At 42.5% G+C, this 13510-nt stretch carries 12 protein-coding genes and 1 pseudogene; 9 read left to right on the plus strand and 4 right to left on the minus strand.

The window, feature by feature from the left end:
- The first annotated feature begins 411 nt into the window (after window positions 1-411).
- Window positions 412-2709, plus strand: a complete 2298-nt coding sequence (locus tag NST25_RS06645) for an FMN-binding protein (protein ID WP_340393531.1) — start codon at window positions 412-414, stop codon at window positions 2707-2709.
- A gap of 197 nt (window positions 2710-2906) precedes the next feature.
- Window positions 2907-3863 (plus strand): HD domain-containing protein, encoded by a 957-nt coding sequence (locus tag NST25_RS06650; RefSeq protein WP_036680004.1) that lies wholly within the window; start codon window positions 2907-2909, stop codon window positions 3861-3863.
- Between the two features lie 70 nt (window positions 3864-3933).
- Here NST25_RS06650 and NST25_RS06655 read toward each other — a convergent pair whose 3' ends face one another.
- Window positions 3934-4590, minus strand: a complete 657-nt coding sequence (locus NST25_RS06655; protein WP_076125424.1) for a 3'-5' exonuclease — start codon at window positions 4588-4590, stop codon at window positions 3934-3936.
- 111 nt (window positions 4591-4701) lie between these two features.
- On the opposite strand from NST25_RS06655, the pseudogene NST25_RS06660 reads away from it, so the two are divergent.
- The 4 genes and pseudogenes from NST25_RS06660 to NST25_RS06675 form a co-directional block, all read left to right on the plus strand.
- Window positions 4702-5217: pseudogene (locus tag NST25_RS06660) on the plus strand (TerD family protein); the annotation flags it as partial.
- A gap of 111 nt (window positions 5218-5328) precedes the next feature.
- Window positions 5329-6000, plus strand: a complete 672-nt coding sequence (locus tag NST25_RS06665; RefSeq protein WP_256715766.1) for a VWA domain-containing protein — start codon at window positions 5329-5331, stop codon at window positions 5998-6000.
- Window positions 6001-6184: 184 nt separating this feature from the next.
- A complete protein-coding gene (locus NST25_RS06670) occupies window positions 6185-6802 on the plus strand; it encodes a DNA-3-methyladenine glycosylase (protein ID WP_076302163.1) in 618 nt (205 codons plus the stop codon).
- 22 nt (window positions 6803-6824) lie between these two features.
- Window positions 6825-7535 (plus strand): DNA alkylation repair protein, encoded by a 711-nt coding sequence (locus NST25_RS06675; protein ID WP_076185389.1) that lies wholly within the window; start codon window positions 6825-6827, stop codon window positions 7533-7535.
- Window positions 7536-7562: 27 nt separating this feature from the next.
- On the opposite strand, the gene NST25_RS06680 is transcribed toward NST25_RS06675, so the two are convergent.
- On the minus strand, window positions 7563-8255 hold the full coding sequence (locus NST25_RS06680; RefSeq protein WP_076136267.1) for a PspA/IM30 family protein: 693 nt from the start codon (window positions 8253-8255) through the stop codon (window positions 7563-7565).
- A 59-nt stretch (window positions 8256-8314) separates the two neighbouring features.
- The gene (locus NST25_RS06685) at window positions 8315-8533 is read right to left on the minus strand and encodes a PspC domain-containing protein (RefSeq protein WP_038569266.1); all 219 of its coding nucleotides are present in this window, start codon (window positions 8531-8533) and stop codon (window positions 8315-8317) included.
- A 286-nt stretch (window positions 8534-8819) separates the two neighbouring features.
- Between NST25_RS06685 and NST25_RS06690 the strand changes: the two genes are divergently transcribed.
- Window positions 8820-9233, plus strand: coding sequence for a zinc ribbon domain-containing protein (locus NST25_RS06690; protein WP_076125416.1), 414 nt, complete (start codon window positions 8820-8822; stop codon window positions 9231-9233).
- Between the two features lie 292 nt (window positions 9234-9525).
- On the opposite strand, the gene NST25_RS06695 is transcribed toward NST25_RS06690, so the two are convergent.
- Entirely contained in the window at window positions 9526-10629 is a 1104-nt protein-coding gene (locus NST25_RS06695; RefSeq protein WP_340393534.1) for an endospore germination permease, read from the minus strand.
- 145 nt (window positions 10630-10774) lie between these two features.
- Between NST25_RS06695 and NST25_RS06700 the strand changes: the two genes are divergently transcribed.
- Complete coding sequence (locus NST25_RS06700) at window positions 10775-12289, plus strand: spore germination protein (protein WP_340393535.1); 1515 nt, start codon at window positions 10775-10777, stop codon at window positions 12287-12289.
- A complete protein-coding gene (locus tag NST25_RS06705) occupies window positions 12286-13509 on the plus strand; it encodes a Ger(x)C family spore germination protein (protein WP_076125410.1) in 1224 nt (407 codons plus the stop codon). The genes NST25_RS06700 and NST25_RS06705 overlap by 4 nt, the downstream gene beginning before the upstream one ends.
- Window position 13510 lies beyond the last annotated feature (1 nt).

Here is a 13510-nt window from a genome sequence, read left to right on the forward strand (position 1 = left end):
ATAGCATAGCTAGCCTTGAATGCACAGTTATTGAGATCACTTTGCGCGTATAAATTAAATTTAATCGCAAATAGTGATGTTTCTTATAGGGTGTGTGATTTTCGATACAGAAGAACCGCAGAAAGGTCTGGTAGTATCAAACCAGAAATTGATGGAAAACGGGTGTAAGTGTTTTTATAGTAACTTATGTGAATTATTTCACCTTTTATACAGCTTTGTGTTAAAAGGAAGAAATGAAATAGATTCAAGCTATTTTTTATTGAAAATCGAGCGTGTAAAGGCATGAGAGGGGGGATGAGTTCTTATGAAGAGAGAAGTTATGCTTCATAAGAAGAGAAGGGGCATCGTACGAAAAAGGTTTGGTTAACAAAAAGCTACATATCACTGGGGTTTGGTAAAGGAGAATTTTCATTGAAAAAACTAATTTCTTTAACGGTTAGCGCGGCTATATTGTTAGCGCCGTTTGCTTACACACTTAATGTGCCTGCTGTAAACTTGAAGGTGGATGCAGTATCGGCAGCCTCCGAAGAAGCGGATGCACCGGCAGCAAAACCAACAGCAAAACCCACGGCAAAACCAGCAGCAACACCAAAAGCAACGGCAAAACCAGTAGCAACACCAAAGCCAACGGCAAAACCAACAGCAACGCCAAAGCCAACGGCAAAACCAACAGCAACACCAAAGGCAACAGCCAAACCAGCAGCAACCCCAAAAGCTACAGCAGCACCAGTAGCAACCCCAAAAGCAACCGCTGCACCAGCAGCGACAGTAGTACCAGCGGAAACTGTTAAGCCTGTGGCTACAGCAAAGCCTGTTACAGTTAATGAAAACGTATACCAAGATGGAGTTTACGTAGCTTATGGCGATGCATACTCCAAAGGCACGGAAGGTGCCAAGATCGAAATTAAAGATGGTAAAATTACTAGCATTGAGCTTTTGAGAACCAGTCCTAAGCTGATTGATAGAGATGCTCGTAACAATTATAGTGCTTTATGGCAAGCTTATGGATTGATGAAGGATAGATTGCTTGGCAAAACAAGAGATGGAGCAGCGGCAGTTGATGCTGTTTCGGGAGCTACCCGCTCCAGTAATGGCTGGAAATTGTCTGTAGATAGAGCGTTTGAAAGAGCTCTAACAGTGAAAGATACAAATGCAGTTTACTTTGATGGAGTTCATATGGGCGTAGATCCTACAGGTAAATATTCTGTATTTGCGACCTACGAATCCAACAAGCTCACAGATGTTAAAGTGTATCCTATGAACAGCGCTGGTGATTTCATTGAGGAGAAAGCTTACACAGCTGAGCAAGCGGCAGCGGTTGCAGCTATAGCTCCAGCCTTGCTGGCCAAAGGAACAGAGGCACAGCCTGTTGCAGGTCTTGAAGCCGACTTTAAAGCAGCGATTAACGCTTTCTGGGATGCTGAGCAGAATGCAATAATCAACAATACATCTGCTTATGTAGACGGATTCTATTCCTCTTATGGTACGGCAAGAAGTGTTGGCGTTGAAAGAGCTGACATCGTGATTCGCAACGGTAAGTTGGTTGATGTGAAGCTGTTTAGACTTGGCAACAACCTGATTGACAGAGGGGCAACAGCTTATGCGGAAGTAGTAAAAGCAAATGCTCCTATGACAGCTAAGCTGCTAGCGAATGGTTCATATATCGCTAACTATGATGAAAAGGTTGACGGAATTTCCGGAGCTACGGAAAGTAGTCACAGCTGGAACCAAGCTGTAGAAAGCGCATTTGAGAAAGCGCTGAAGGTTCCTGCTGAAGGTCAATATTTTGACGGCAAATTTGCCGGAGTAGATAACCAATCTAAAGTGCTGCTGCTAGTTGATGTTGATGCAGATGCGGTAACAGGCATTAAAGTAAGTCTGTTTGGAGCTGACGGCAAGCTGATTGCTGACGATAAAATGAGTGCAGAACAAAAAGGATGGGTAGCTACACTCACATCCGGGCTGTTAGAAAAAGGTGTACAAATGGCCGATATTACAGGCCAAGAAGCATTGTCGGCAGCAGCTAAAGCAGCACTGACAGATGCTTTGACCAATGCATCCAAAGTCCAAGGAACCTATAAAGACGGAACCTTTACTGCATTTGGTGATGCTTATGATAAAGGAACGAACAGAGCAGACGTTACCCTGCGTAACGGCAAAATCGTAAATGTAGCCTTGTACCGTGTAGGAATGAACCTTGTAGATAGAGGGAACGCTGCTTACCCTGAGGTGGTAAAAGCAATTCCTCAGTTGACGGCTAGCTTCCTCGCAGCAGGGACTAGAGAAGGTGTGCAGGAAGTAGATGCTGTGTCTGGTGCAACCAGCAGCAGCGTGGCTTTGAAGACTGCGGTGGATAGAGCATACGGAAAAGCTGAGGTTGTAGAAGCTAATAAAGCGGCTTATTTCGATGGAATCTTCATTGGTGTAAGTGCCGATAAGCTTGTAAATGTTATGGTGAATGTAGAGTACGGTGTTCCTGTCAAAATGCTTGTTTATTATTTGGATAAAAACGGAAGTGTAAGAACAATCAATCAGTTAACGGACGCGGAGCTGGCAGTGAAAGGTGAAATCGAGTCGACATCGACCGGATACAGCCTGCACAAATATGGTTACCGTCCAGCAGCCTTCGGAAAAAATGATGCAGAGAAAGAAATATCCGCTAAAGCGGTAGAAGCTATTAAATCAGCGCTTGAATCGGCTGGTAAATAATTATCGTTTTATAATAAAAGGAGGATATTCCAGTGCCAGAATATGGCCGGGGAGTAGCCTCCTTTTTCAAATATTCTTGGCTTGTACATAAATATGAAAATAGATCGTATAGTGATTTAAAGGGATTTTGGAGGTGAGTGTCTAAAGTTTAATATAGAGAGCAGGCCAAAAGCCTGTTATTAATAGGAGGCTCCAACATGACACAAATTAAACAGCTCGCTCCACAAGATGAATTTGTTGGCTTTTATCTTTTAAGAGAGCTGGCAATTAAACAAACGAACGGCACTCCTCCAAAAGATTATTTTGACATCGTTCTGGGGGATTCCACTGGACAATTATCTGCGAAATATTGGGATGCCAGCACAACCGATAAAGAAACTTTTTTTCCTATGGCGCTTGTGAAGGTACGCGGGATTGCTCATACTTATCGTGAGAAATTACAAATAAAAATTACTAAAATCAGGTTGGTTAACGATGAGGATGGTGTTGCACTTACGGATTTCATCCGTTCTGCCCCAATTCGTCCAGTAGACCTTATTCATACGATTAAAGGGGTTATGGCAAGTATTTCAGATCCGGAAATTGCTTCGATTGTCTCTTTTTGTGTGGGTAAAGTGGAAGAGAAATTGATGCATTATCCGGCAGCCAAAACACATCATCATGCTTATTTTGCCGGACTTGCTTATCATATGGTGCGTATGCTGGAGATTGGTGATTTTCTGTGCAAGCAGCGTCCGTTCTTGAATCCAGATCTAATGAAGGCAGGAATCATTCTGCATGATATCGCGAAGCCGGAGGAGATGGTCTCCCAGCTTGGGATTGTCTCGGAATACAGCGTTCAGGGCAAGTTGATTGGCCATATCTCGATGGCGTCTAACTGGATCACGGAAGCGGCTATCCGTTTAGATATTGATTTGAATTCGGAAAAGGTTATGGCGTTACAGCATCTCGTATTGTCACATCATAATTTGGGCGAATGGGGTAGTCCTGTTCAGCCACAGACAGCTGAGGCAGTCGCTCTGCATCATATCGATGCGATGGATGCGAAGCTGCAAATGGTGGAGGATGCTTTGGATACCACACCGGAGACCGAGGAATGGACACCGTTCATCAGAGGTCTAGAGAATAAGGCTGTGTATCGTTTGAAGATTTAAGAGATACCCTGTAAAACCAAACCCCCAATCAGCAGAAAGCAGCTGGTTGGGGGTTTTTGATGTTCTTTGGTTATTTGGACAAAGTGGCGCGGCTGCTATAAATGGAGGGTTTATGTTTAGTGCCTTGTTTCTTAGCAGGCTTTTTCGCGCGAGTGGAAAATGGGGTATACCCGCCTGCAAACATCGTTCCGCTAGTATATCCTTGACTGGCAGAGAGCAATAGAGGATCATAGTGCTCCTCCTGCTCCATAAGTTTTACTAGAATTGCAGCGGCTGCGCGTGCGTCATCTAAGGCATCATGGTGCTTTAGCGTAATGCCGAAAAACTCGGAGACTACATTAAGTTTATGGGAGGGCAGGTCGGGCAGCATTTTTTTGCCTAATAAATAGGTACATAAGTATTGAAAGCTTGGGTAGCTCAGGGACATTCCATCGAGACAATAACGCAGGACACTCATATCAAAAGCAGCATTATGCGCCACGACGATTTGTCCGTGTAGTAACGGTTCAACGGTTGGCCACAGCTCTTGAAAAGTAGGTTGCCCGATTACCATTGATGGCGTGATGCCGTGTATCGAAATGTTCATGCCATCAAACCGCTGCTGCGGGTCAATTAGCCAAGAATGCTCTGCGGTTATATTTCCAGCTTTAACTTCCACAAGTCCCAAGGCACATGCGCTGGATCGACTGGAGTTCGCGGTCTCAAAGTCAATTGCTATAAAGTCCATTCGTAAAGCTCCTTATCTATCATATATACGTTTCATATTAAAGTAGTAAAATGATAAATACAATCTAGTGAATCACAATGAGCTGTTCAGTAAAAATAAGGAGATGATAGAGTGCGGCTTATAAAGGGGCAAAAGGTGGATATTACGAAAGGGAGAAACGTGAACAAGCTTTTGCTGAAATTTGGGTGGATGACTGCTGATACTAGAATTGGCATAGACTCTGCTGCTTTTTTACTGTCAGAGCAGAACCGTTGCGAACGCGATGAGAACTTTATCTTTTATGGTAATCCGTTGTCTATAGACGAAGCTGTAACTCATTCTGTCTTACAACAAGGGGATAAAGAAGCTATCGCCATTACATTTTCTCAACTTCCTAAGGATATTACTAGAATAGCTTTAACTTTAACGATCTATGAAGGAGAAAAATTAGGACACTCTATGAAGCAAGTAACCTCTCCTTATCTACGCTTAGTGGATGCTGCTAGCGGTGAGGAATTATTCGTTTTCGAGTATGGCTCTGACCTGTCGACGGAGACAGCTATTGTGGTTGGAGAGCTATATCGCTATGGCCCAGAGTGGAAATTCAGTGCGATTGGTAGTGGCTTTGAGGGAGGATTGGCTGCGTTATGTACAAACTATGGGCTCGTTATTGAAGAAGAGGAAGGGAACCCTGAGGTAGCGGCCACAGCTGAGTTAACCCTACCTTTAGAGACGATCCGTTATGAAGAGAAGAATGTACTGTCCTCTATTGATTTACGTAAAAAAATTGTTCAGATTACCTTAGAAAAAAAGAATCTGACAGGAGTCATTGCAAGGGTAGGCGTTGTCCTGGATATTACAGGATCTATGAGAAATCTCTATAATAATGGAACCGTTCAAGAAGTAGTTGAGCGTATATTAGCCGTTGCCTGCAAATTTGATGATAACCAATCGTTAGATGTTTGGGTGTACGATACGGAGTTTAGCCGGTTGCCACCTGTGACAGAGCAGGATTTAGGAAGATATGTGTTTACACATATTTTAAATAATCGTACCATTCATAAGTTTGGCCGCAATAATGAACCGCCAGTAATGGAGGATATCATTAAAAAATATACGGAGGAAGAACCCGATTCTACACCAGTATTTATCATATTTATTAACGATGGTGGTGTAGTGAAATCCACTAAAAATGTGATTATGGCAGCTTCGGTCCAACCGATTTTCTGGCAGTTTGTCGGAATCGGTAACTCGGATTTTGAAGTATTGAAGCAACTTGATACGATGAAGGGCCGTTTGGTGGATAACGCCAATTTTATTCATCTGGACCACATTGAAAAGGTGACTGATGAAGATCTGTATGATCAGCTGCTGAATGAATTCCCCTTGTGGCTAAGCGCAGCGAAAGAAAAAAGAATCCTGCGAGCATAAAAATACATTACTGAGAATGAATAAGCCTGTGCGCTACAATAGGCCATAACCACCTATCTTAGGAGGTCTTATGGCTTTTTTTAGTTTCGCTATCTTGCTATTCTATTCAACAATCCGTACACTGCCAAATAGGTATTGTATATTAGGATTAGGGTCATCACTATCAGATACGGGAGGAAACACTTTGAGCAGCGTAGTTACTAAGTTTTTTGATTATGGGCAAGAAGACATAGATTATCTCCGAAGTGTGGATCCAGTACTTGGCGCAGCTATGGCACGGATGGGCAGAGTGGAACGTGTAATTATACCGGATCTTTTTGCTGCGCTTATCTATGCTATAGTAGGACAGCTTATTTCAGTAAAAGCGGTTCGGACCATTTGGAACAGAATGTTGGCTCAGTTCGGAGACATCACTCCGCAGCAGTTAGCCTTACATACGGCGGATGAGATTCAAAGCTGTGGGATGACGATGAAAAAGGCACTATGTATCCATGAGATTTCCAATTTGGTCGCTCAGGGTGATTTTAAGCTGGAGGAATTGCCTGGGTTATCAGATCAAGAGGTTATACAAAAACTTATGACGTTAAAGGGCATTGGCAAGTGGACGGCAGAAATGATGTTAATCCATTCTATGGAACGACGGGATGTGGTCAGCTGGGGAGATATTGCGATTCGTCGGGGGATGATGAAGCTGTATGGACTTGATAAGCTTACCAAAGATCAATTTGAACAATACCGGCTAAACTATTCTCCTTTGGGTTCTGTGGCTTCTATATATTTATGGGAAATTTCATTTGAATAATGGACGGGTAAGGAGTACTACTATGGAAAAAACAATAAGAGAACAGCTATTGAATTTGGCAGATGTGGACTACCAAAAGTTTTCTGCGGCCTTAATTCCGACGATAGATAATGTTATAGGCGTCAGGCTACCGGAACTGCGCAAGCTTGCCAAAATCATTGCAAAGGGTGATTGGAGAGCCTATTTGGAGCATGCCGAGACAGATTATTTTGAAGAAGTGATGCTGCAAGGTATGGTGCTTGGCTACGTGAAGACAGATCTTGAAGAAATCCTACGTTATATCGCTGACTTTATTCCCAGAATCGATAACTGGTCGGTTTGCGATAGCTTTTGCACAGGCCTGAAGTTTACCGTAAAGAATAAAGAACGGGTATGGGAGTTTATAATGCCGTACTTATCATCAGATAAAGAATATGAGATCCGATTTGCTGTGGTAATGCTGCTTAATTTCTTTATTGAAGAAACGTATATCAGCCGGATTTTACCATTGCTCGATAAGGTCAGTCATGAAGGCTATTATGTAAAAATGGCGGTTTCTTGGGCGCTTTCGATTTGTTATGTGAAATTGCCAGAGCCTACGATGAGTTATTTGAGAAACAACAGCTTAGATGATTTCACTTACAACAAGGCTTTGCAGAAAATCACGGAGTCTTATCGCGTGGATCCGGAAACGAAAAAATGGATTCGCGGGATGAAAAGAAGTAAAAAACAAACCCCTTATTCAGCACAATAGCTGAGTAATAAGGGGTTTGTTGTCTATTTATTTTTTCTCAGTGTTTACTTCAGTGTTAGTTTTACGGTTGCGGATTCGCTCGATTTCGATGTCAACAGCGCTACGCAGGTTAGGATCGATGGAAGGACTTATTCCTGTGCCTGTATTGAATTTATTTTTGGAGTTTTCCGCCAATGCTTCCCACTCGAAAATCTTCTCTTCCATACGTTCGAAGCCTTGTGAAGCTGATCCTACATTTAGACCTTTCGTAGAACTACGTGGAGCTGAGTGGAGTGTTTCTGTGGCTTGTTGAGCGCGAGCGATAAGCTCAGTTCTTTTCGCTTTGAGATGTTCACGCTCTTCTTTAGCTCTAGCGATATTGATCTCAAGCTCTGCCAGGGATTGCTTAGTTTGTACTTGGCTATTTATGGACTCTTCCAGCTGTTCCACGTACCGTAACTTGGCTATGAGTGCCAGGCGAGCTCTTTCTTCATTTCCTTGCTCAACTGCTTGAACGGCTTCGGCTTCACTTTGCTCTACTAACTGAGTATATTCTTGCTTGCGGCGTTCCAACACACTGGCTGTTACTTGTAAATCACGCTCATTGCGTTCCGCCTTAGCAATATCATTTTCAAGATCACGTAAATACTGACCTGTCAGCAATACCGGGTTTTCTAATTTATTTAGACCTTCGTGTAGGGCTGCTTTAGTAATTGTGGAAATTCTTTTTAATAGACTCATGTTCTATCTCTCCTTTTTTATGGCTATATTAGGGCTGGCTTGTATTAAACGACGATTAATTAATAGAAATCATGTCCATCTGAAAAGCTGTTAAAAGGTTCTTTAGGAACGATGATACTAGCGATGACGTAGAAGATAAGTACTGTTCCGAAGCTGAACAATGCTGCGGCAACAGCAACAAGACGGATTACTGTAGCATCAATACCAGACCAACGAGCAAGACCTCCGCACAAACCACTTATCTTCTGATCACTTTGGGAACGATATAATTTTTTCATTTATTGTTTTCTTCCTCTCGTATGGGTGTGATTGTTATTGAATCCTGCAACCCGTTTGCTTATGTACTCATTCTAATGTCTTTTTGCATGCGAAAAAACGGCCTGAAGGCGGTTTTGTATACCAGACCTGAGTCGAGGTTCGTTCCCGCAGGAAGGCGGGGAAAGGGTTAGTAAATCGGTTATAGGCTACAAACCATGGACGAAGTTAGGTACAATAAAGAAAGGAATACTTCTGGCGGTGTCGAAATATGCTTATATATGACTACTACGGAATTGGGGGCTGAATATGAGTTTTTTTAACAAAGTAAAAGCAGGGGTAAGCGAGGCTGGGAATAAAGCAAAAACAGTGGTGGAGATTAACCGGTTGAAGCTGCAAAATAACGGTAAGCAAAATGATATTGACCAGCAGTATCAGGTCATGGGCAAACTGTTATTTGAAGCCGTAACTCAAGGTGCAGGACCACTGCCAAGTGAGCAAATCGAGACTAATATCAATCGTATTCTCGAATTGAAGGCGGAGATTGAGACGAACCTTCAGCAAATAGCTGAGTTGTCCGATGTAAAGCATTGCAAAGCATGCGGTGGGAATGTGGCGATCGAGGCACGCTTTTGTCCGGCCTGCGGATCCACTTTTGAAGTGGCAAAAGAACCTGTCAGTGATGTAACTCCATCGTCGTTTTCTTTGGATAAGAAGGAATAGAGTTACTTCATACAAGAAACTTATGAACAAAGAGGCTGTCTTAAAAGTAGTGAATACTACTTATGAGGCAGCTTCTTTTTTAGTAAAAAGGCTATAAGCGGATTCTTGCTTTAGCCAATAGACTATGGGCTACGCACACAAAGTATTCTATGCCATTAGGTTGGGCGGCGGAATATTCACTTTGTGAATTTCAGGGAGAAATTCCCCAATTATTTTAGTGGAGCGTAATTAGATCATTAAGCGGGATTCGTATCTACAATCTTAATTTCACTTATTCACAATCTAGTGTCGTTTAAACCTTAGAAGCGTGGCGTTTCTTAAATTTATACACAACTAGCAACATAAGCGGCAGAACAAATGCACAGGTGAAATCCCAATCTACCCAGTAGGCGGGGATCTCCTTCACATAGAAAATGATGTCTTTGGCAATCAGCTGTGACATCCCGAATAACAAAAATCCAGTGGGTATGATCAGAGGACGGTGGCTTTTGAGTTTAAATAATTGGGCTGTACCTAAGGTTAAAGCATAGTAATAAACTGCAGTTTTGAAGTATGTGCTGATAATCCATGCTGTAGCCATAAGCGCTTCAATACGTTGCAGAGAATTAGCAATATTAATTTTTTGAGCAAGAATATAAGCGGCATAAAATTGATGTTCAGAAGCGTAAACACCTAGAACGGTAAGGGAAAACAATAAGATGAGGTTAAGGCCCAGAGCTCCGATGATCAAGGCTATGAAAATATCCCGACTTGTTTTGCCATTTTTCTGAGCATAAGGATATATCATTAGAAACACGCACAATTCGCCAAAAGGATAAAAAACACCATACATCAAGGTATGAAGCATGTCCGGTACTGGTGTGTTCAAGATGGGGTATAAACGTTCCATTTTGACATCGGGGGTCAGCAGGAGCAGCAGACCGATTAAAAAAACTGCAAATAAAGGGAAAAAAAGCTGAGCTGCCCGGCCCAAGGTTTCTAGGCCAAGTCGTACCCCATATACCAGCAGGAAAATGGCCATGAAACGAATAACCCCACCGGGTGTTTTCTCGTAAATCTGTGTACACATGAAATCTTCAATTTCTCTTATGTAAGTGGCGGCGGCAATCAGGAAGAACACTAAATAGAACAAGGCTACAGCAGATCCGATCCATTTCCCTAAAATTTGTAGGCTAAGCTCGATAATATTCTTGTTCGGCTCAAGGTCTGCTAAGCAGAGTAGCAGTTTTATGGTCACTAGACCCAAGGGAATACTAATCAAAGCAGCAATCCATGCATCTTGTTTCGCTCCTGATATCATTAACGCCGGATACACAAGCGCCATATCCCCAATAAATGTGAATAGCCCGAGTATAATCATTTGATTGGTACTAATTCGATCTTTCTCCAAACTCATATACCCCCTCAAATTTATTGGACTAGTTTTAGTATGGTTGTAGTTACCAGAATTATGCCATCCCGATTTTTTAATCCGAAGGAATAATTATCATAATTAACATCAAACTATACTCATCTATCTATGGAGAAGTGGAGGCTGCATCATGAAAGATACGGAGATTGGTACATTATCAAGCCGGTTGGAAGTTAATATTGCTAATTTGTACCAATTGATGGGTGAAAGCTCTGATGTAGTGATAAAAGAGTTGCAGATAGAAGAGAACACTCATATTTCTTTGATTTACATAGATGGTCTTGTGGATACTCAGGTGCTGCATAATTCAATTTTGTATTCCTTGCAGGAACACATTCCTTACGAACAGCTGAGGGGGCTTTCTCCCGAGCAGAAGTTTGAGATGATTAAGAAACAGATATTAATAGCCGGCGATATAGCCGTTATTGACGATTACAGCCAATTTATTCATCATTTATTGTCCGGTAATATAATGCTGCTGCTTGACGGGTTATCCAGCGCTCTGCGGATCGGCTTACCAGGCTGGGAAGATCGTAATGTAGGGGAGCCTAGCTCACAGTCGGTTGTTCGGGGTCCAATGGAAGGATTCACTGAGAATTTACGGACGAATACGGCACTGGTTCGGCGAAAAATCAAAGATAGCCATTTATGGCTGGAAACCGTTCAGATCGGAAGGGTGACTCAAACCAGCGTATCCATTATGTATCTAAGTAACATCGCGAATAAGGAACTGGTGCAAGAGGTAAAGCGCCGTCTGAATAAAATAGATACGGACAGTATTCTCGAGAGTGGATATATTGAAGAGTTTATTCAAGAGACGGCAGTTACACCTTTTCCTACCGTATACAACAGTGATCGTCCAGATACGATTGCAGCGGGTATTTTGGAAGGAAAAGTGGCCATTCTTGTTGATGGAACTCCTTTTGTACTGTTGGTGCCCACATTTTTTGTGGCATTTTTCCAGTCAGCTGAGGATTATTACCAAAGGGCCGATATTGGAACATTGCTGAGATTAGTTCGTTTTATTTCATTTTTTATTACTTTGCTTGCCCCTTCATTGTATGTTGCGATTACTACTTATCACCAAGAGATGATACCGACCAATCTTGTAATCAGTTTAGCTGCCCAGCGGGAGAGTGTTCCTTTTCCTGCTTTTATTGAGGCGCTGATCATGGAAATGACTTATGAAATTTTGCGGGAGGCCGGGGTGCGGATACCCAAAAATATTGGTCAGGCGATTTCCATTGTCGGAACGCTGGTGATAGGACAAGCCGCGGTAGCAGCGGGTTTTATTTCATCCGCAATGGTCATTATTGTATCGCTAACAGCCATTTCTAGTTTTGTTATTCCGGAGACAGGAATGTCTATTGCTGCGCGGATGATCCGTTTTGTGCTTATAGCTTTGGCCGGATTTATCGGATTATATGGAATTCTCTTCGGTATTTTCATCATCGTATTGCATTTGTCGAGTCTGCGTTCTTTCGGAATGCCTTATATGAGTCCGCTCGGACCGTATAATTCCAAAGATTTAAAAGACTCTATTTTTCGCTTTCCGTGGCCGTTTTTAAAGACAAGGCCTGCTGAGAATAAGACGCAGAACCTGTTTCGTCAAAGCACATCCAGTGATAAGGAACCAACAAAATGAATAAAAAATTAGTTAGAGGCGTTCTTCGATTAATGATAGCCCTCCAATTTACGTTAGTGCTAAGCGGCTGTTGGGAAAGAAATGAGCTGAATGAGATAGCTTTTGTCTTGGGGATAGGGATTGACAAGGCAGAAAAAGGTTATACCGTTTCGATGCAGGTCGTTATTCCATCTGCGATTTCCTCCCAAACGAATGGAGGAGGGGGAGGCAGTGGAGTCCCAGTGGTTGTATATAAATTTACTGTACCTACGTTTTATGATGCGCTGCGTAAGCTGAATCTGGATAGCTCTAGGTCAAGTTATCTCGGTCATATCCGGGTGTTGGTGATTGGGGAGGAGCTTGCCCGCACCGGAGTGGGTGAGATACTCGATGTATTTAAAAGAAGTCGGGAACCCCGGATGGATTTCTACGTTATGGTTGCCAGAGATACAACCGCCAGCAATGTCTTGAATGTCCTTACACCTATGGATAAATTACCAGCGAACAAATTATTTAGTTCCTTGGATAATTCTTATAAAGATTCAGCAAAAACAGTCGCTGTCACGCTGGATGATTTTATTGAGAATTTATTGTCTGAAGGCGAGAATCCTGTGCTAACCGGAGTGAAAATTATAGGCGATCCCAAAGATGGAGAGGACAAAAGCAATGTAGAGCGAACAATGCCTAAGGCAAGATTGGAATACCATACTGTAGCTGTGTTCAAAAAAGACAAGTTGATCGGTTGGCTAACCGAGGGAGAAACGATTGGTTACAATTATATCAACGATAAGGTAACCGCACATTCTGGCCCGATCGCAGGGGAAGACGGAAAGCCCATTGTAATCGAAGCGATCCAGGCTACAACTAAACGCAAAGTGAAAATCATTAATGGGGAGCCGCATATTTACCTTAGTGTTAAGACGCTTTGCAATATTGAAGAAGTGCAAAGTGTAGAAAATTTGGAATCGGAAAGCACTATAAAACGTTTGGAAAAGGAAACAGAGGAGCGGATTATAGAGCGGATGCAAAAAACTGTGGAGCATGTAAATGATCGTTTCAATGTTGATATTATGGGATTCGGACAATCGATCTACCATGCCAGCCCTAAAGCTTGGGCAAAGCTGCAGCAACAAAAGGGGGACGATTACCTTAAATCATTGCCCATCCATTACAAAGCCTCAGCAGTTATTAACCGCGTGGGTCTCACAGATAATTCTTTTCTTGAAAAAATCAAGGAGTGAA

It is taken from the genome of Paenibacillus sp. FSL E2-0190 (genome assembly GCF_037992965.1).
Taxonomy (GTDB): Bacteria; Bacillota; Bacilli; order Paenibacillales; family Paenibacillaceae; genus Paenibacillus_AQ; species Paenibacillus_AQ odorifer.